Origin of the sequence: Methanobacterium aggregans, from assembly GCF_017874455.1 — an archaeon.
Taxonomy (GTDB): Archaea; Methanobacteriota; Methanobacteria; order Methanobacteriales; family Methanobacteriaceae; genus Methanobacterium_C; species Methanobacterium_C aggregans.
Map to the genome: position 1 here is coordinate 1 of NZ_JAGGLN010000002.1, position 20,126 is coordinate 20,126.

21 protein-coding genes are annotated in these 20,126 nt (G+C 36.1%); 8 read left to right on the forward strand and 13 right to left on the reverse strand.

The window, feature by feature from the left end; translation table 11 throughout:
• From J2756_RS02705 to J2756_RS02725, 5 genes are all read right to left on the reverse strand, one after another.
• Positions 1–191: ATP-binding cassette domain-containing protein (locus J2756_RS02705; RefSeq protein ID WP_209582334.1), on the reverse strand; the 191-nt coding region annotated here is incomplete at its 3' end.
• A gap of 141 nt (positions 192–332) precedes the next feature.
• The gene (gene cbiQ / locus J2756_RS02710) at positions 333–1,121 is read right to left on the reverse strand and encodes a cobalt ECF transporter T component CbiQ (protein ID WP_209582343.1); all 789 of its coding nucleotides are present in this window, start codon (positions 1,119–1,121) and stop codon (positions 333–335) included.
• A gap of 93 nt (positions 1,122–1,214) precedes the next feature.
• Complete coding sequence (locus J2756_RS02715; protein WP_209582346.1) at positions 1,215–1,544, reverse strand: energy-coupling factor ABC transporter substrate-binding protein; 330 nt, start codon at positions 1,542–1,544, stop codon at positions 1,215–1,217.
• Positions 1,545–2,231, reverse strand: a complete 687-nt coding sequence (gene cbiM / locus J2756_RS02720) for a cobalt ECF transporter S component CbiM (RefSeq protein WP_209582349.1) — start codon at positions 2,229–2,231, stop codon at positions 1,545–1,547. It lies immediately after the preceding gene.
• 356 nt (positions 2,232–2,587) lie between these two features.
• Entirely contained in the window at positions 2,588–2,791 is a 204-nt protein-coding gene (locus J2756_RS02725; protein WP_209582352.1) for a hypothetical protein, read from the reverse strand.
• Between the two features lie 192 nt (positions 2,792–2,983).
• On the opposite strand from J2756_RS02725, the gene pyrF reads away from it, so the two are divergent.
• Positions 2,984–3,634: an orotidine-5'-phosphate decarboxylase gene (gene pyrF / locus J2756_RS02730; RefSeq protein ID WP_209582355.1), complete on the forward strand. Its 651-nt coding sequence runs from the start codon at positions 2,984–2,986 to the stop codon at positions 3,632–3,634.
• Here pyrF and J2756_RS02735 read toward each other — a convergent pair.
• From J2756_RS02735 to J2756_RS02750, 4 genes are all read right to left on the reverse strand, one after another.
• Positions 3,569–4,186 (reverse strand): hypothetical protein, encoded by a 618-nt coding sequence (locus tag J2756_RS02735; RefSeq protein ID WP_209582358.1) that lies wholly within the window; start codon positions 4,184–4,186, stop codon positions 3,569–3,571. The genes pyrF and J2756_RS02735 overlap by 66 nt on opposite strands.
• Before the next feature lie 58 nt (positions 4,187–4,244).
• Positions 4,245–5,159 carry a deoxyhypusine synthase gene (locus tag J2756_RS02740; RefSeq protein WP_209582361.1) on the reverse strand — a complete coding sequence of 305 codons (915 nt, stop codon included), beginning with the start codon at positions 5,157–5,159 and terminating at the stop codon, positions 4,245–4,247.
• A gap of 186 nt (positions 5,160–5,345) precedes the next feature.
• Positions 5,346–6,227, reverse strand: coding sequence for a CBS domain-containing protein (locus J2756_RS02745; protein ID WP_209582368.1), 882 nt, complete (start codon positions 6,225–6,227; stop codon positions 5,346–5,348).
• Between the two features lie 233 nt (positions 6,228–6,460).
• A complete protein-coding gene (locus J2756_RS02750; protein ID WP_209582372.1) occupies positions 6,461–7,378 on the reverse strand; it encodes a hypothetical protein in 918 nt (305 codons plus the stop codon).
• A 212-nt stretch (positions 7,379–7,590) separates the two neighbouring features.
• Here J2756_RS02750 and J2756_RS02755 point away from each other — a divergent pair, with 212 nt between their 5' ends.
• Positions 7,591–7,884, forward strand: a complete 294-nt coding sequence (locus tag J2756_RS02755; protein ID WP_209582375.1) for a hypothetical protein — start codon at positions 7,591–7,593, stop codon at positions 7,882–7,884.
• A 253-nt stretch (positions 7,885–8,137) separates the two neighbouring features.
• Positions 8,138–8,347 (forward strand): TOBE domain-containing protein, encoded by a 210-nt coding sequence (locus J2756_RS02760; protein WP_071906411.1) that lies wholly within the window; start codon positions 8,138–8,140, stop codon positions 8,345–8,347.
• Between the two features lie 219 nt (positions 8,348–8,566).
• Here J2756_RS02760 and J2756_RS02765 read toward each other — a convergent pair whose 3' ends face one another.
• Together J2756_RS02765 and J2756_RS02770 are read right to left on the reverse strand one after the other, a co-directional pair.
• Positions 8,567–9,976, reverse strand: a complete 1,410-nt coding sequence (locus J2756_RS02765; RefSeq protein ID WP_209582377.1) for a right-handed parallel beta-helix repeat-containing protein — start codon at positions 9,974–9,976, stop codon at positions 8,567–8,569.
• A gap of 583 nt (positions 9,977–10,559) precedes the next feature.
• The gene (locus J2756_RS02770; protein WP_209582380.1) at positions 10,560–10,745 is read right to left on the reverse strand and encodes a hypothetical protein; all 186 of its coding nucleotides are present in this window, start codon (positions 10,743–10,745) and stop codon (positions 10,560–10,562) included.
• A gap of 705 nt (positions 10,746–11,450) precedes the next feature.
• Between J2756_RS02770 and J2756_RS02775 the strand changes: the two genes are divergently transcribed.
• The 3 genes from J2756_RS02775 to J2756_RS02785 all read left to right on the forward strand — a co-directional run bounded on the left by J2756_RS02775 (position 11,451) and on the right by J2756_RS02785 (position 13,997).
• Entirely contained in the window at positions 11,451–12,590 is a 1,140-nt protein-coding gene (locus J2756_RS02775; RefSeq protein ID WP_209582382.1) for an ABC transporter permease, read from the forward strand.
• Between the two features lie 16 nt (positions 12,591–12,606).
• Positions 12,607–13,287 carry an ABC transporter ATP-binding protein gene (locus tag J2756_RS02780; protein ID WP_209582384.1) on the forward strand — a complete coding sequence of 227 codons (681 nt, stop codon included), beginning with the start codon at positions 12,607–12,609 and terminating at the stop codon, positions 13,285–13,287.
• A 287-nt stretch (positions 13,288–13,574) separates the two neighbouring features.
• Entirely contained in the window at positions 13,575–13,997 is a 423-nt protein-coding gene (locus tag J2756_RS02785; protein WP_209582386.1) for a pyridoxamine 5'-phosphate oxidase family protein, read from the forward strand.
• Between the two features lie 129 nt (positions 13,998–14,126).
• Here the strand turns inward: J2756_RS02785 and J2756_RS02790 are convergent, their stop codons facing one another.
• Positions 14,127–15,803, reverse strand: a complete 1,677-nt coding sequence (locus tag J2756_RS02790; protein WP_209582387.1) for a hypothetical protein — start codon at positions 15,801–15,803, stop codon at positions 14,127–14,129.
• Positions 15,804–16,309: 506 nt separating this feature from the next.
• Positions 16,310–17,053 carry an alpha/beta fold hydrolase gene (locus J2756_RS02795; RefSeq protein WP_209582388.1) on the reverse strand — a complete coding sequence of 248 codons (744 nt, stop codon included), beginning with the start codon at positions 17,051–17,053 and terminating at the stop codon, positions 16,310–16,312.
• 1,011 nt (positions 17,054–18,064) lie between these two features.
• Here J2756_RS02795 and J2756_RS02800 point away from each other — a divergent pair.
• Together J2756_RS02800 and J2756_RS02805 are read left to right on the forward strand one after the other, a co-directional pair.
• Positions 18,065–18,496 (forward strand): hypothetical protein, encoded by a 432-nt coding sequence (locus J2756_RS02800; protein WP_209582389.1) that lies wholly within the window; start codon positions 18,065–18,067, stop codon positions 18,494–18,496.
• A 698-nt stretch (positions 18,497–19,194) separates the two neighbouring features.
• Positions 19,195–20,007 (forward strand): CPBP family intramembrane glutamic endopeptidase, encoded by an 813-nt coding sequence (locus J2756_RS02805; RefSeq protein WP_209582390.1) that lies wholly within the window; start codon positions 19,195–19,197, stop codon positions 20,005–20,007.
• The last annotated feature ends 119 nt before the right edge of the window (positions 20,008–20,126 follow it).

Genomic DNA, 20,126 nt, shown 5'->3' on the forward strand with positions numbered 1-20,126 from the left:
TTAACCACAACCTCCCCGGATGTGGGTTTCAATATACCGTTGAAGTGAAGAAAGAGTGTTGATTTACCAGCACCATTGGGTCCAAGAAGAGCAACGATCTTACCATTATCAACCTTGAAGTTAACGTTTTCAAGGGCCTTCGTACCGTCAGGATACTCATATACAATATCCTTTGTTTCAATAACATTCATTTTATCACCCTATTCCATTTTATACAAAATAAATAACTTTAAATAGTCTGGAATATTTATTAAACTCATTAATTGTTTTATTGTGCTCAGTATGGCCTTGTTTAAAAAAAATGTTAGAAAAAGCTGAGATATATTGTTCTATCAGAAGATACTGAAACTGGCTGTGAGGTAAGTTCCAATTGAGAGTGTGACTTCAAATAGAACTAATAAAATCAGGTTTCGAACTCCCATACTTTTTATGCTTCCAACTTCTCCCATGGTCCTGATTGAACCATCATAGCATCTTGATTCCATTGAAACATATACCTGTTCTCCTTTCATCCATGTTTTTATAAATATGTTGCTTGCAAGCATTCCCATGGATTTGTAGGATTGTTTGAAGCTTGAGTACCCAAGGCGTGTTTCCTGGGAGTGGTACATGTTGATTCCCTCTTCTAAAAACACGAATATGTACCGGTACATGAGCATGGATATTTCAATGACAACTTTGGGAACCTTCAGGCGTTCAAATATTGAAAATAGTTCAGTCATGGGTGTGGTAAGGGCAATAAATGCCATGCATGAAAATCCACCCATGATCCTTGCAAATACAAGGAAACCTCTGTTGAACCCATCCACAGTCACAGCAATGTTAAAAATTCCCATATCATATATTGGAGCACCAACTCCAAAGAACAGGGCCATGAAAACAAAGGTTATAAATGCAAATATGAATGGAACAAAAAGGAACTTCAAATAAAATTTGTAGGGAATTTTAGCAGGAAACAGTATTAATAAGGTTAAAAATAAAAATATGAAAAGGGGTACAATGGGCGATGTGGACACTAAACTCACAAGCATGGTTATTATGGCAAATAGTACTTTAAAGTAGGTATTTACATTTCTAATTCCATTTGAATGAGCATAGTTGTCCAGAGTGTTTTCAAACATCTTATCACCAATCGTGTTCGTTACAGCAGTTTAACTGAGGTTTGCTTCCACCAGTTTTCATGAATCCCTCAGTTTTCCACTGTCTTTCCCATATTATTTTTCAGCTTTCTGAGTTTCCCCTTCTTCTTCCCTTTTTCTCTTCATGTTTGCCTGGCACTGCCAGTATCCAAAAACGTACCCAATTATGATGGCACCTATTGCTGCCTGAAGTGCGAAGAGAAGGCTTTCAATTTCACCACTTGGTGGTTCCCATAATGATTGGGTCCATGGCACGTAACCTGTTGATTCTATCTGTTCACTTCCCTGATCATCTGCTCCACTGAAGTAACCCTGATCCTCACCTTTACCATTGTAAAGAGCTAGTGGGAATATTACAATTACTGCAACCAGAGCCAGAAGGAGGATTGCTCTTTTATTCACCATTTATAATGCCCCCTTCAAGGTTTCCTTGATCTTTGGCCCAATAACCTTTAAATTTTCCAGTATATCTGGTCGAAGGTTCATTATGTACTCGAATATGACCACAGTTAAAAGACCCTCTGCTATTGCAAGTGGTACCTGGGTGTATGCGTAGATCACTATGAACTTCACGAATGCTGAGCCGAAGGTTGGTATTGGGAAAGCCAGTGAGAGTTGTACCGCTGTTGTAACGTAGGTGAGCCAGTCACCTGCAACTGCTGCAAAGAATATTCCCAGTGATGGGGACCATCCTGCTTTCTGACAGCCCTTGTAGATTATCCATGCTGCAACTGGTCCCACAATACCCATTGAAAATACGTTGGCACCTAAAGTTGTTATTCCCCCATGGGCAAGAAGCAGTGCCTGAAAAACCAGTACAATTGCTGCTAAAACACTTGCAACTGCAGGTCCAAATAGTACTGCACCTAAAGCGTTACCACAAGGATGAGAGCAGCTTCCTGTTACAGAGGGCATCTTTAACGACGATAAAATGAACATAAATGCGCCTGAAACTGCGAGCAATGGTTTTGACTCCGGATGTTCTTCTGTTATCTTTTTTATCTGGATCACACCGTAGGCAATGACTGGTAATGCCAGTGCATACCAGAACACGCACCAGTACCACGGTAAGAATCCTTCCATTATGTGCATCTTTTCTATCTCCTTTGATTTTTTTGAATCTGTTTCTTCAAGCTTTTAAACTTTACTTTAATTTTCTAAAAATTTACTTTAATTTAAGTTTTACTTTAATTTCTATAAAGTAAAATTGAATAAATGTTGTATTTAAAGGTTGTTATTCTCTCTTCAAAAAGAAGTGATAGCACATTTTACTGTCCTTTTAAATTAATGAGAAAAATATCCTAAGGGAGTTGTAAAAAGAGTTTTAAAATTAAAAATTTTTTATTATAAAAAGTAATTTTACCCGTAAAAAATGAGGTATTGAAAAAAGTAACCAAAAATTAAGAAAAAGGTATTTAAAATCATTATAATACAAAAAAAACTAAAATTCAGCTTCTTTTTAAAATTGAATAAACAGAGTATGCAGCAGCCACACCTATTAAAAAACCTATGGTTGCAAGTAATCTGTGCCCCTCCAAATTGGTGTCCAGAGGATAACCCATTAAATAGTACAGGAGTTCAATTGAAACCAGACTGACCACTGTGAAGGTTATAAAGGCAGCTGAGAGTTCCCACATCCTCTTTTGATCCATGTTTTTTACACCCTTGAAAAAGAATTTTGTACAGTATCTTATGTTACTTGTTATCTTTACCTTTGATACTGGTTTATTTATTGTATTGTTAATCTTCAATTTAAGATTTGATCCTGAATTTCTTTAATTCAATGGGTTTTGATCCAACTATGCCCAAAAATCATTTAAAGAATTTCAACCCAATAGAATTTCATGGAAGTTAAAAACAGGATAATACTGGCCCTTGACGTTAAAACCATGGAAAAGGCCTTTGAAGTAGCAGATGCAGTTTCAGATTACATAGACACCATAAAAATCGGATACCCACTTGCACTTGCAGAGGGCCTTGACTCAATATCCAGGATCAAGGAGGAGTTCGGCTCAAAGATCATAGCAGACTTCAAGGTTGCAGACATCCCTGAGACCAACAGTAAAATAGCAGATCTCACCTTTGAATCTGGAGCTGATGCGATCATAGTACATGGATTCGTTGGGGCGGACAGTGTGAAGGCCTGCATGGAATCTGCAGATGAACATGGAGGTGAGGTTTTCTTACTCACGGAAATGTCACATCCTGGAGCTTCAGCATTTCTACAGCCTGCAGCTGAGCGCATTGCAGAGATGGGTGTTGAACTTGGCATTGAAAACTACGTTGCACCTGCAACCAAGATCAACCGCCTTGAAACCATCAGAAACATGGTTGGTAGGGATGCATTCATAATATCTCCGGGAGTTGGAGCGCAGGGTGGAGAAGCATCCAGTACACTGGATTTTGCTGATGCTGCAATAGTTGGAAGATCAATCTACCTTTCTCAGGACCCTGAAAATGCTGTTAAGACCCTTATAAATGGAATCAAACTTTGAACCTGCAACTTCATAAAACACATCAAAGAGTATGAAGTAGATTATTGTTTGGGGCTGGAAGTACTGCAGCCCATTTATATAACTTAAGGGTAGAAAGATTTGAAGGAATCCCAGTACTGAGAAAACTAAAACCGCAATTTTAAGGGTGAACCTGTACTCGAAGAAGGTTTCCATAAAACTGCTTTTTTCTGCAATCCAATCATTATCATGCCCAATTTCATCAATGAATGCTGCAGCTGTGCATATTATAAGTGTTATTATTCCTATGGAGGGTATTCCAAAAATAAATAGTATTGTGCTCAGTATAATTATTGAGAGAATGTGGTTTAGTGTGTCAACCTTGAATGCCAGTAAATTTCCAATCAAAACCCCAATGAATATGCATGCTGCATCTGAACTTGAAACAGCAAGGTAACTAATGCAAAGAACGCACAGAAGTCCTGTGGTTACTGCCAGAAATTTGTTGATTTTTACATCAGAAAAATCATCGGACAGCTTCATTAAAAATCCTGCCAGGGCATAAAAAATGAGGTAGAGTTCCAAAATAAACATCACTTCTCTTTTAATTCAAGTATCATATTTTTTTAATTCAATTGTACCATATAACTTCTTATTTCTGCTTTTTATTTATCATTGCCCTTGCACCTGCAACCATAAGTGGGAAAACTATGGTTGCATCCCCAATAACCGTTACAAGGTTTGAACCTGCCTTTGCCTTTGCCCATGACTTGGCCTCCTCAAGGGGTGCACCACTGAGGCTTCCTCCTTCACTGCGATCCAGTGTTATCTGAATACCTGCGTCCACTCCACCCTTGAGGATGTTCGATGCAAGTGCGTAGTGTTTTGGAAGTCCTCCTCCAAGCATTACAGTTGCAACCTTCTTCGAGTCGTACACAATGTCTGAAAGTTCGTGCATGTCTCCTGATGCGTCCAGATGGAGTTCATGGTCCTGGGTGAACATCCAGAGCTGTAGTCCAAGCATGCTGTCGATCATACCCGGTGCGTAGATTGGAACTCCCTTCTTCGCGGCTGTGTGGAGTATTGATGCTTCATCATCCACCATGCCTCCAATTTTTGAGAGAAATTCCCTTATTGTGAGGTGGGATTTTTCCTCGGCAATCGTAGACATTATATCAGTTATTCTGGTTTCAAAGACTTCAAAATCCTCAGATTTTGTGTAAAGGTCTGCTATCCTTCCCATTCCCATTTGACAGAGGTCTTCATCATCCTTCTCAATACCCCTGTAGTGTCTGCCACCGAAGGCTTCAAGGAGGTCATGGGTAAGGTTTGCACCGCTTGTTATCATAACGTCAATGTATCCATCATCTATCAGATCTCTGATTACGTTTCTAAGGCCGCCGGGTACCATGGGGCCTGCAACACTTAGAAAAACTGCCGTGTCTTCATCAGCCATTACATCTGCAAGGAGCTCTGTGGCCCTGTAAAGTCTTCCAGCACCTAGAACACCTGATTTTCCCATTTGTTCAACGAGTTCCAGTACGCTCATTTTGTCCTGGATTTTCATGTGGTTTATCTTCAGTTTAAGCATCTCCAAAAATTTTAATTCAAAAAAGAATAAGATTTCAAGCTGAAATCCCTGTAAAATTCATTGAATGAGTATTGATCTTTAAAAATAGTTTAGGTTTTGATGTATTTAAAATTAATTTTTCCATGAAAAAATTTTATAAAATTTTATAAAAAGTAGTGTGTATTATTTAATTCCTGCTATTTTATCCAGGAGATCCGTTCTTGTAACGATACCAAATGATTTATCGTCTACAACCACGATCAACCTTCCTATATGGTTTTTGTTCATGATCTCTATGGCATCTGCAATCATCACGTCTTTTTCAACGGTTATTAGGTGTTTGGACATGACTTCAGTTACCTGGGAGTGCTCATTACCCTCTGCAAGGGCCTTTGTAATATCGCTGAGGGTTAAAATTCCTAAAATTTTATTTTCATCATCTGTTACTGGCGCTCCCTCTATATTTTCATGGGTTAAAAGTTTTGCAGCTTCTTTTAGACTCATGGAATGATTTATCTTTATGATTTCAAAGGTTGCAATTTCCATGACAGTTTTTTTAGGTATGCTCCGTATTGCAGTTGTGTCGAGAAGCAGGATGTTGTCCATGTCGTCCCTTCCAACAATGACCCCATCAACAATGAGCTTGTTTACAGGTGTTGGTCCCACCCTTATCTTGTCACCCAGGTCCAGGGTCTTGATGTTTCCAACGGCCTTTACAGCTGCTTCACATTCACCTGGATGTGGCACACTTGTGAACTCTATCTTGGCAACTGAAATGTCTTTGAGCTTTTTACCACCTTTATATATGGGTACATGGGATTCCTTGTTGCTGTCTGAGATGTTAAGGGTGTGATAAGCTTTCACAGTTGGTTTGTAACCTCCTCTTGGGCCTGGAACACCTTTTACAAGACCTAAACTTCGGAGAGACTGCATCTGATTCCTTATTGTACCGGGATTACGGTTCATTACCTCAGCTATTTCCTCGCCCTTAATGGACTTACCTTCAGCATTCCTGTACAAATTTATGAGACTTTGCAGTATTTCTTTCTGAACCGATGTGAGCATTCAAACCACCTTTAATATTTATTATTATTTATAATTATAATTATAAATTTATCATGGTTATACATATATAAGTCTTTTTAAATATTTTTGAGTTGGGCTGTGCTGTATGAAGGAAATGATAATTGAGTAATGGACTTTAAGCTCAATATTATTGCACCATAGCTAATTCAGGAAGCTAAAAAAGAGTTTTTCAATGTGTGAATGTGGGGTTGTCGTGAAAGGGATTGGAGACCTTACTTTGATAAATGTAAATATAAACAATAACTACCCAAAATTCCTATAAAAATCAATAATAATATAGTTATTCCAAAAAATATAGAGTCATAACCTTTAAAATAGCCTTTAACAATATTAAGAGCTATGATAGAAGGTATGAGCAAACCTATTAACCATTTTATAGTTCCTTTTTTATTTTCTACATTAGAAGGAGAGTGATTAATAGAAGAGGAGTTAGTAAGATTTGTTTCAGGCTTAAAAAAAATTCTTGTCCTTATTTGTCTAATCAACCTATTTGTTAACTTTATAAAGTTCTCAATAGATTTTATAAGAGAAAGAAGACTTAAAATTTTAGCTTCATATTGAATATGAGGAGGGACCTTAACACCCTGAGATAATGCAAGACTATCCCTTGTAGCATAATGAGTTGGTCTTAAACCACGTATTATATCTCCTTGTGAAAATTTCCATTTAATATTCTCAATTTCTTCGAGAATTTCAATTTCTTTATCAAATTTATCAAAAGTTCTAATAAAAGACAAATCAGAACACACTGAAGTATGCAAATCTTCCTTCTGAATTTTATTTAAAGAAGTTTCAATTTTATTTAAAGAAGTTCCATGATATTTCTTTTCAATAGCCCTAATTACATCAGCATATGTTTTTTCTTCCCAATTGGGTTGAGATCTATGTTGTAAACCCCACTCTGAATCAAATCTTTCATTAATAGGAGGTCGTTCAAAATTTTTATAATATAAATCCGCATGATAACCAATCCAAGAACCACTCCAAGATTCTTGAATTTGATTTATGATATCTAAAAGAGCATTTAAATCTTTTTTATAAGATAAAGCCTTTTTTATATTTTTATTAAAGTTATCTAACTCTTTCTGAAGATTATCAAGAAATTCAATCTTTTCGTTATTTTGAGCCATATAATCCCTAAAATAAATTTAATTGACCTTGAAACCCAATAAATGTTGGAATTGAGTTTAACAAGTTAAATAATCAAAATTATTACACAAAGCCATTATTCTTAAGGTTTAATTAAAATTAGATTAATTAAAAGTAATATAAAAAGTTAATCTTTTATCCCTCCATTTTGAACTTACTATTTTAATAGTAATTACTACTGAAATTCCAGTACATGGACCCTAAAACTATTCTCGAAAAACTTGAAAACACCCTCAAAAATAACGATATTGAGTTTAAGAAAGATATTGAAGGTTTAGGCCAAGTTGATGCAACAGAAAAACGATCAAATGGATACCAATTTACATTACAAGACCACTTGAGAGGTTTAATCTTAGCGTTACTCAGTAATCAACACCCTTGGAAACCCATAGCAAATAACCTTGACAACCTAGAAACAATATTCCTCGATTATCAACCAGAAAAACTCAGAAAAACAGACTCTAAAGACATTATAAATACAAATTAGGGTTATTAACTGTCATCAAAAAGATCGATCTAACCATCTACTCGTATCGCATACATTAATTGATTAAAGTGATATCAAAAAGATCCTGAAAAAAAGAGTTAAGATGGTTTGTGGATTGAATTCAACTCATTTACTTGCTTAATTTATTTTTAATCTTTTTAAATTGAGCGATAAGTAAGATATTGCATAAAAATTGGTTTATACTTGAAAAACAAACTAATAACTTAATTAAAGTTGTAATGGAGGTTGTTTTATGAAGATAAGTGCAAGGAATGCTTTAGAAGGAACGGTTGAAAATGTGGAGATCGGGGCAGTTATGGCCAGTGTAAAAATTAACATAGAAAATCCTGGTGTTATAACAGCTGTAATAACCAAAGAATCTGTTGAAAAGCTTGGAATAAAAAAAGGAGATAATGTTTCCGCAATAATTAAATCAACAGAAGTCATGGTTGGAAAGGATTAACCACCTAAAAACCAATTTCTATTTTATTTTAAAAAGAAACTTGAAAATTTATTTCTGAAGATTATTCTTAATTTGAATATTTAAATTTTTCTTTATTCTACTCAATTCTTTAATAAAAAGCCAAAAAACAGTTATTCAGGCAAAACTAAATCTTTCAAGAATTTAAGAGTAAAATATAAAGCAAAGCACTAAAAAAAGAATAAAAAAGTGAAATATGGTTTATTTCCTTCTTGGCACTATAAATCCACTGATGACAGCTAGAACAGCCAGTATCAAATAGTTTATTGGCATACCTGTTTTCTGCATTCCAATTGTTCCTTCTTCAGTTGATGCTGCTTCTACTGTTGGAGCTTGGAGTATATTTACTCCTGCGGATAGTGTTTGATTTCCATCTGTTCCTGTTACTGTTGCCATTCCAGGACCTTCATCACCTCTTAAAATGGCAAATGCCGATCCAAGACTCCAAGGAACTGTAACAGATTTACTGCCAACGTTACCAAGGTCTGTTTTGAAGGTTACCTCTGGACCGCTGAAGAATTGTGCGGCATCAGCACTGTGATCAACACCATTCGAATCTGTGTAAACATTTACAGTGACCTTAGAGGTTTGACCTGTGTAGATTGTGGACGGATCTGCTGGTTTGATGTTCATGACAAGCCATGGGCTGTACATGGTACTCTGCATATTAGTATCTACGATGTAGATTCTTCCTGCTGCTGGTCCCGAGTTGGAACCCCACCAGTTGAGTGTGGCATTCTGTAAACCACCGTAACGGGAATAGATATCTTTACCTAAACTTGTTGCATTGTTTCCAACAAAGCGGCTGTACTTAACAGTTAAAATATCATAAGCACTGCAGATTGCTCCACCATTGTTGCCTGCAGTGTTTTTGTTGAAGTTACAGCCAGTAATGGCAATACTCCAGTAACTGTATACAGCACCACCATCAGTTGTTGCATTGTTTTGGTCGAAAATACTGTTGTTGATTACTGTGGTTGCAAGTAACCCTGAATCAGTCCAAACGGCACCACCATACTCTGCACTGTTACCTGTGAAAGTACAGTCTGTGATTGTCATTCTTCCATCACAGTGGTAAACTGCACCACCATACTCTGCAGTGTTACCTGTGAAAGTACAGTGATTTATGGTCATATCTCCATCGTTACCAATAGCTCCTCCGTAATCCCCGCTATTATTTTTGAAAGTACAAGAGTTTATCGTCATATTGGCGTTATAATTGTTGTATATTGCACCCCCAAACCCGTTTGTCGCGTTAAAGAATGTTAGGTTCTGGATTGTAACACCAATAGCATTGTTGTAGAATATCTGGTTTCCTGCTCCGTTTATTATGGTTCTGTTCTGGCTTTGACCTTGTATTGTAATTGGCTGGTTAATTGTAATTTGATTGTTTCCTGTTCCACTGTACGTTCCATCTGCAATGTTTACAGTATCACCTGCTACCGCGGTACTTACTCCTTTTTCTATTGTGAGAAAGGGATTTTCTGAGGTACCGTTTCCAGTAGTATCATTTCCAGTGGTATTCACATAAATATCAGCAGCACTAACTGCAGAAACAGAAAGCAAAACAGCAATTAAAGCAAGTGTAATCAGTGTTATTTGTTTTTGCATCTTTTCACCTCCTTCATGCTCGATCATCGTGCCACTCCTTTTAGAGAACCTTGCTTTTTTAATGGCACTTCAGATGAAAGCTGTTTTATGAAAATCTCCACTAAAAGTTACAGCAAAGGTTACTAATGAGTGATACACACTAATATGAAAAGTTGCAATTCATATTAATATTTAACTAAATAAATCATGATACAAACCTTTAAATATTAGACATATCCGCAAAAATTCATTGAAAAAGTGAACATTCCCCAATCTACTATTTTAATTCTTAGACACATTCCATGACAGAACCATTAACAAAAAAAATTCCAAAAAACTAGGATTTTATAATTTCATTACTATCTGGCCAAGATCCATTCTAAAAAATAAAATTATGCCAAAATAAAAAAAAATAGAACAGTTTAATCTTTCTTTTCAATATCACAACCTTATTATACAATCTATACAATTTGTTCTGTTACTCTAAAAGAAGAAATTCTTATTAAAACCCCCACTTTTAGGTCAGTAAGGAAGGAGTAATGTTCTGGTGTGTCATGTAATGTGCACGACAATTGTAGATCTTTTTAAAACTATAAATGGTCCTTTATCCACATTCATTTTTATGTTTGTGTTGCCTTCTCCACTGTAAACACCATTTTGATATGTGAACAGTTCCATTTTCAGCAACTGATCCCACTCCCTTAGCAATTGTAAGGTATGGAGCCTCTGCACTTCCATTGTTGGTGTCTGAACCATTGGTACTCACATAAACCTGTGAAGAAGTTGGCAATGGAGAATCACTGCCACTGGGCACTGAAATCAAAATAGCAAAGATGGCAAGTATAATGAACATAAATCGTGTTTTAGTAGGTTTTACTTGTTTTTGCATCTTTTCATGCTTGTTCTTAATATGATATTATTACATTATCATATTCAAATCAGAATAATACATTCACAATAATAAAACTTATGGTTTTCTCTTCAAAATACGGATGTTCAAAGCAAATAAAGACATTTAAGAAAATTTAACAACTTCCCAAGAAATAATACTTTGAAATTAAACACCTTTACATATAGCAACTAGAATATAAAAATAAAATTCCAGAATACCATGTAAAAACTGATTAACTAAATACAAAACACCACAAAAACATTAAAACTGTTCAATCACAACAAAAAGGACTATTCACAAAGATACAAATAGAAAAAAAGAGATAATTTGAATTTTGCTTCAGATCAGTGAAAAATAACTTTTGACAATCATGATGCGGCATTATAGTTTATGTCAGTGCGTGCAACATAAAAAAACTATTAAAAGCACCATAAATCAATTTAATCAACATATTCCTATTTATATTTTATATGAGAAAATATACGAACGAATTTAGTTGATAATACGTCGCATGTGAGATAAAAAGCAAAAAAAGATTAAAAAACTTTAAAAAATTCAAATAAACAACATTGAAGACGTTTTAAATTATAGGTGAATAAAAAAATGTTAGATATAGCTTTTAAAGATTTTAAGGCCAAAAAAGGCCGCACAGCCATGTGCATTATCGGTATTGTGGTGTGTGTTTTACTAATTGGTACCGTTAACCTGGTTTTGTATGAAATGGAATCCGGACTCAAGGGTGACCTTGGAACAGTCAACGGAAAATTATACTTCGAAAAAAATGGGACAAGCTACCCGCCATCTGGGAGCATAATCTCAGAGAGTCTTGGAAATGAACTATTAAACCGTAGCGAAGTTGATCAGTCTAAGAGTACAAAAGCTTTATTTGTACCAATTCAGGGAAGTGACAATGCTCAGTACACAATGATGGTAGGTATCACACCAGGTAAGGAACAGGCTTTCATACAAAATGCCAAAGTAACTGGTAAAAGTTCACTGGTGGGTGAAAGTGACAATGCCGTTATCATTGGATCAGAAACTGCCAAAAACTACAATGCAACAGTGGGAAGCACAATAACTGTTCAGGGAAACAAATACAAAGTCATTGGCATAATGAAAAAGGTGGGCAGTGGATGGCCCCTTACCATTGACAATTCCATTATCATGTCCCTTTCACATGCACAGTCAGTCATGGACATGTCTGGACTGGTATCCACAGTTATAATCTCACCCACAGGATCCATTGACAATGCAGAGACCAGCCTACAGGATGCATATCCCAATTACACCATCTACTCACAGAAAGACACCCAGAAAACAATTGATGACAATCTAAGCCAGATCAGGATATTCATGAACATGATCAGTACCTTCATATTCGTGGTTTCGGTGATCATCATCATGATCGTTATGATGATGTCAGTCAAGGAAAGGACCAAGGAAATAGGGACTATGAGGGCTATTGGAACCAGTAAAAAGAAGATTTTGGCACTGATAATTTATGAATCACTCATCTTGAGTTTGATCGGTGGTGTTATTGGAATCCTGCTCATGTCCCCTACATACAGCATGTTGGGTGTTTTGATGGGTGCGAAAAATGTCAATTTCCTCAGTTTCAACATACCCAGTGCAATAGTCACCCAAATACTGGCGATAGTCTTTGTCATTGGAACGTTCAGCGGACTCATACCAGCTTACATTGCCACCCGTATCAGTCCCATAGATGCTTTAAGATATGAATAAAGGAGGTGTGTTAAATATGAAAAGTTTAGTAAAGGGAGAAGGACTTTGGAAAACCTATAAGCTCGACAGCACCGAAGTCCACGCCCTTAAAGGATTGAATATAACCGTTGATGAGGGTGAATTTGTATCCATAATGGGACCATCCGGTTCAGGAAAATCAACACTCCTCAACATGATCGGGGGTCTGGACACCCCTACCAAGGGAGATCTTTACATAGGGGATAGAAAAAAATCCTCAATGAAGGATTCAGAACTTACAAAGATGCGAGCAGAGAATATAGGATATATATTCCAGACTTTTAACCTTTTACCTGCCCTGACTGTCCGGGGTAATGTGGAATTCCCCATGAGGAACCTATCCGGTGATAAAAAACTCAATAAACAGTCCAGAATTAAAAGGGCTGAAGAATGTGTAGAAATGGTTGGCCTGGGTCACAGGATGAATCAGCTTCCATCCAAGCTTTCTGGAGGGGAAAGGCAGAGGGTGGCTATTGCCCGTTCACTGGTTAACCATCCAAAATTCATTTTAGCAGATGAACCAACAGGAAACCTGGACAGCATAGCCACTGCTAACATAATTGAACTCCTCCATCAGGTTAACGACGAAGGAACCAACGTGATCATGGTTACCCATGACGTGGAAACCACTAAAGATACACGGGTGATGCGTATTAAGGATGGATTGATCGAAGATTAAATCCACCTTTAACCTTATTTTTTAGTATTCCCGGATATAATATTTTGACCAATAGCATCTCTGAAGCGCCTACCTAAAATCACAAATTAGCCTCATTTTTCATCCCCCTCCTTTTTCTACTGTAGAACTTAATTTTCCAGTGAAGGTTTTAACATATTTATTCATCAGACAAAGTGTTTCAATGATTATAACTGGCTTGGAGTTGGATCTTTTCATTTTTCTTCCATCCAATTGTTCTCACATATATTTAAAGCTCGATTTACAAAATAACATACAGGAGTGATAGTATGGATTTTGAAGATTGTATAAAATTTGCAAATGAAACACCTGTTTGCTACCTTGCAACTGCAGACAGAGACCAGCCCCGTGTAAGGGCACTTGGATTCTGGTTCGCAGATGAAACTGGATTCTACTTTCAGATAGGATCCATGAAAGATATGTACGGACAGCTGCAAGCAAATCCTAAAGTTGAAGCATGTTTCTGGCAGCCAGATGAACAGACAGGGACCATGATGAGGGTTGCAGGTGAAATAGAATTTGTGAATGACCCAGAACTTAAAAAGAAGGTTTTAGAAGACAGACCATTTTTAAAGGAGTTTGGGATGACATTCGATCATCCAGGACTGATAATTTTCAGAATTGCCAAAGGTGAAGCATACTTCTGGACCATGCAGACCAACTTCGAACCTAAAAAGATGATTGAGTTCTGAAATCACTGCAAATCCCAGTTTTGAATTAAAATAAAAGTTATTTTATAATTTATTTTAAAATTAATTCTTTTTTTATGAAATTAATAGGAATAGTACTACTAAATAAAAAAAATAAAAAAGTGAGAGATTTTATTTCCTTCTTGGCACTACAAATCCACTGATCACAGCTAAAATAGCCAGTACAAGATAGTTCAATGGTAAACCTGTGTTCTGCATTGCTACTGTGTTGCTTGTTGTGCTGCTTGCTGCATTGGCAGTTGGAACTTCAAGAATGTTGACACTACCTGAGAGTGTTTGAGCATCAACATTGGCTGTTATGAATGCCATTCCACTTACTGGGTCGCCTGCTGCGTTCCAAGCCCTTAAAACTGCGGTTGCAATACCATTAACAGTGTACTTGGTTATGGTTTGACTTCCAACCTGTCCAAGGCTTGTGGTGAATGTTACCGGAGTTCCATCTGGTACGTGGCCGTTTGCAGGGTCGTGGTAAGTCCCATTACTATCGTAGAGGAAGTTTGCTGTTAATGTGGTTGTTGTGCCCCCATTCATAAGGACCTTTGTTGGATTTAAATTCATAACAATCCACGGAGCATAGTAAGTTGACTCTAAATTAGTTTTATCCGCCCCTACAGTGTTAGGACCACTGTTACTACCCCACCAGTTGTACTTAGCGTCCAGAACCTGACTTGATGAAACAGGTGCTGCAGAGAGTAATTTAGGCATCATACTAGTGGTGTTGTTGTAGTATACTCCATATGGAGTGTTTCCATAGAACCTGTTGAAGTTGATCAATAGTTCGTTGGTAATTGGATTACTGTCTTTCAAAAAACTAAACATTGGAGTCTGGAAGTTTTGGATGTATATGCCACTTCCAACGTTGCTCAGGAACTGGTTACCGATTATCTTATAGGAGTAATTACTTCTTGGACTTAAATACAGTCCTCCACCCAAACTTGCTGATTCTTCTTTGTTTTGTTGTTCAACTGCTTTATTGTTCTTTAATGTACTGTTTGTCATGTTAAACGTAACATCATAACCATAAGGATTAGCTATAGCACCACCACGTGATGCAGTGTTACCCGTGAATGTACAGCTTGTGATCGTTGTAGTAGTCTGAGAATCCATGTAGATGGCACCACCTTCATAATATGCAGTGTTACCTGTGAATGTAGATTCCGTGATTGTTGCTGTTCCATCGCATTGGTAAATTGCACCACCTTCATAAGCACTGTTACCTATGAATGTAGAACGATTTACAGTTAAATTTCCATCATTCATGATGGCTCCACCATATTCAGATCCGGTGTTGCCTTTGAAAGTACAGTCCTTTATTATTGCAGTAGCATCCTCATAGTTGTAGATTGCACCACCACCATAGTTATTGACAGAATAATCGCCATTGTTAGTTCCGTTTATGAATGTTAAATTCTGAATTGTAACAGTTCCACTGTGAATGTTGAATATCCAATTAGTGCCTGCTCCGTTTATTATGGTTCCTGTTTGGCTTTGACCAATGAGGTTCATACTGTAACCGATTGTTATGTTTGTGTTGCCTTCTCCACTGTAAACACCATTTGCTATGTGCACAGTTCCGTTTTCAGCAGCTGATCCAACTCCCTTCTGTATTGTAAGATAAGGAGCCTCTGCACTTCCATTGTTGGTGTCTGAACCATTGGTACTCACATAAACCTGGGAAGCAGTACCAACAGGAATAGCACTGACACTGGATACTGAAACCAGAATAGCAAAAATAGCAAGCATAATGAACATAAACTGTGTTTTAGTAGGTTTTATTTGTTTTTGCATCTTTTCACCTCCTTTATGCTCGATCAGTGTAGCACTCCTTTTAAAGAACCTTGCTTTTTTTAATGGCACACTTGAAACAATGGTTTTAAGTGAAAAACTCCACTAAAAATTGCAACAAAGTTTATTAGTAAGTGATACACACTAATATGAAAAGTTATAACTTATATTAATATTTAACTAAAAAAATCCCAATAAAAGACTTTAAATACTGCAACAATCACCAAAAATTCATTAAAAAAGTGAACATCCTCCCAAGGTAGAATCATATATTTCATCCCATTATCATTTCAGTTTTTAAATACCTTCCCTGAAAAAACACTTATAAATATTAATACCAAAAATTCTCAACCCTTTTAAGATTCCTAAATTCAATTAAATAACGTAATATCGTGAAATATATCTTAAAAATAAGATTTCATGTTAAACATTGATTATACATTAAAATTTAATAAAAAAAAGGTTATTTTTAAGTTTTAATATTCTCCTTAGCTGGATCCAAAGACTGTTCAAAGCCCCTCAACGAACCTAACGATGTAATCAACTGTAATATCCTGCTGTTTTTCCCTTGTTATGGTGCTGTTGTTGTCACCAGCCTGCACACCGTAGTCACCGAAGTTGTAGTGGTTGCCTCCAGGTATGGTTATGAAGGTGGTGTTTGCAGGGAACTTGTCCAGATTTTTAGAGATATCTTCAGCTGTTGCCAGCCCGTCAAGGGATCCCCTGATTGAAAGGGCTTTGAAAGTGGCATTTGATGCATTTGTGGAGGGATAAGCTGCCAGGTATATGACTCCTCTGATTTTATCCTGATGCTTCATGGCGTATTCAGATGCAAAAACTCCACCGAGTGAATGACCCCCAATCACCCATTCATCGATCTCTCCATGTTTAGCTATGACAGCACCTGCTTTATCACTACCAAAAAATGCCAGGTTGAATGGCATTTTAACAATGATTGTTGTGTATCCTTTTTGAGCAAGTTTAGAAGCCATGACTGAGTAAGCTTCAGCCTGAATCTTGGCTCCAGGGTAAATTATGATTCCAGTTGTGCTCTTATTTGTGGTGGGAGTGAATGTGATGTAATCAGAGCTATCTGATACACTGTAAGTTTCTGTTGATTTAAGCGCAGTTAAAGCCTTGCTATCAGCGTGATAGTAATCAGAAACATAGAAAGTGAATGCTGCAGCTATTATGAGAAATACAGCTAAAACAGTTAGTAAAATCAGCTTCTTTTTGGAATTTACATATTTCATGATTATGTCTCCCATTCAGAAGGTACCTGACTCTTATTTTAATTAGATCTACAGCCACTAAACATTTTTTTAAATTCAAAGGCATCTGCAGGAAGTATGACTTAAAATTTTGTCTTTAAGTTCAAATTTACTGATTTTTTTAAGTATTCAAAGTTTGTCACTTGTTTTTTGAAGAAATTCTGTTTATATCTTTTAGATTTCAAACATGAAAAAGATTAGGGTTTAGTGAGATTGAATCTTTGGTTAAATGGATGGATTGATTTGTAAATTTGAAAAAGAGCATCATGAATACAATGCCAAGCCTAATTGATAATTAAAAACATCTAATTTTTTAAAAATTGAGTTTATGCAACTATTTCTAATGTACTGGTATTTCTAAAATTCCCTGCTCGTATTTTTGATGTATTTGATTTTTCTGAACTTTAAAACCGCATTTACTGCATTTAATTGATTTTTTAGTCTTTGTGGGTATCATAACACCCCGATCTTTTTTGTGAATTAACTCACTCATTATTCATCACCTTTTAAGTTAATAGTATCATAGGTTTAATAATTAATAAATATTCCGATTTTAACCGCTCCAAATGGAGTAAAATAACTAGAATGTTGATAGTATAATTAGATCAATAATATTTCATAAACCTTATGTTCCTTTTACAAATTTCAGGACATTAAAACAGATATAAAACTCGGAGAAAGTTTAGAGGAAAATTTATAAAAAATTATAGGATTCAGATCATTTTTAGTTAATAGAAAGGTTCAGTTTTAACATGGAAAAAATGTATCGAATTTTCTTAACTATCCACTACACTACCTAATATGTTTTCAGTAGCTTTAAAGCTTCGGTTTTTTTAAGGGAAGTTTTTCTAATTTTCATGAAACTTTTAGAGGAAATGCTCCAGAATGCCCATAACAATTTATTGGTTCGGTTAAAGATATAAAAACAAAACCCTGTGAAACTCAGTGAATTGGATGAAAAGAATGAGATTTTATGGGTTTGGGAGTAATACTATGACAGAACACAAACAGGTCGAAGTTGAGGTAGATGAAGATTTTTGCATCCTTGTGGATGAGGGACTGGAGGATATTGTTAAGAACTTCTTTCACTGGGAGATCGAAACCTGCAACTCTTGTATAGATTATAAAGGTTCAGTATGGATAGAATTTTGTGACTTTCATGATTGGGAGCAGTTTTTAGAGTTATCATTGAGAAACAACATTGCAGTAAACGGAAATGGTTACAAACGTGAAACTCTATGGACTTTTCTCCAGGAAAAATCCAAGGCAAAGGTTGTATTCGATGAGGAAGTCATAGACAATCCAAATGAGGAAGATGGATTTGTAGGAACAGGAGTTCTTGTGATCTGTGTTGGTTTGAACTTTCCCAATGAACTGCTGAATGAATTTAAAGAGCTGTTATTTGAGGTTTTACCCCTTGAATGATCCTATTTTTTTTAATTCAAGTAGCCAATACACCATCCCATGCCGAGTTTCAAATGGAGTAACAAAGTAATATATTTCACTAAAAGAAGATGTTTTATAATTTGCATCCACATAATTAAGTAAAATACCCATTTATCAGTTTAAAGCTTTGAAGAGGTTGTAAATGCCGTGAATAGAGTGTTTATCTAATATTTTTGGCTTTTGTTTTAGCATATACCTCTTTCATATTCACATTTATCCTGATTTATCGTCTTTCAGACAAGACAGAAATAAAGTCTTTTTATCAATTTAGGAAAAATCTTAAAAATAAGTGATAATGACCAATAAATGCACGTGACAGACCCTTAATCTGCCCATTAAAGACTATTTTAAAACCATTTAAACTGTATTTGAAGAACAAGCTGATCCCCTCTGTGTAGAAAGATTTGGTCAATCGGCCTGACTCGGTAAAGACCTGGAGCTGAACCCCCCCCTTGGGTGCAGCACCCTATTTACTTGTGTAATGACCCAATTTTTACCCAATAAGCTGCACTCCCCTTCACCCCCATTTTTTTCTATGTCTAATATTGTTTGGATTGGACAATTTCAAATGTAATAATAGTTACTATCTTCAATTTCAGCTTGGGGTGCTATACTCAAATATATATTATGTTAATTTTGAAAATATAATATTACAATTTTTTTAAAGGGAGGTTAAAATGCAATTTAAAAGAAAGACTGAGGGAAAAAATTCCATTTCAAAAATTGTTAACTGGAAATTATATATAATTTTACTAATTGCAAGTATCTTTGGAGCGATAGCTATATGGCCATACATTCTCACGCTTCAAGGAGACTTACTTCAAAGTTCATCAATACCTTTATACAAGGTCGTGGCTGCTCAGCTTATCCAGACCATGGCCCTGTCTGCTTTTACCATCTTTATTGGCCTTTATCTTGCCAAAAAAGTTGGACTTGGACTTCCAATCCTTGAAGGATGGCTTGAAGGCAGGGAAGTTAAAAGCTATTTGAAATCCATACTTGGAATATCCATTGGGCTTGGATTATTAGCTGGTATCCTGATAATCGGACTTGATTATTTCTTTTCCTTTGCAGGTGTGTCAATCAATCTAACTCAATCTTCAATAAATCCTCCTGCATGGCAGGGATTCCTAGCATCTTTCTATGGTGGAATAAATGAAGAAATCCTGTTAAGATTATTCTTAATGACTTTCATTGCATGGATAATCTTTAAAATCAAAAAAACAGAGGAAGGAAAACCAACAAACAACGGCATGTGGTTAGCTATTGTTTTAGCTGCAGTTATCTTTGGAGCCGGACATTTACCAGCAGCAATGGCTCTAACAACACTCACACCCCTGGTAATTGTCCGTACCATTATTCTAAATGCTGTTGGTGGAATTATATTTGGATGGCTTTACTGGAAAAAGGGCTTAGAATCAGCTATGATATCTCATTTCTCTGCAGATATCGTGTTGCACGTAATCGTGCCATTGACAGTGTTGATTTAAAGCATAGATTTTAAATCTCTTTTTTTTAAATTTTTTACCAAAATTATGGGTTTAAAATTTTTTTAAGTTCCAGCTTGTGGCTAACAACCCGTAGTTGGGAGGCTATAACATCATAGTTA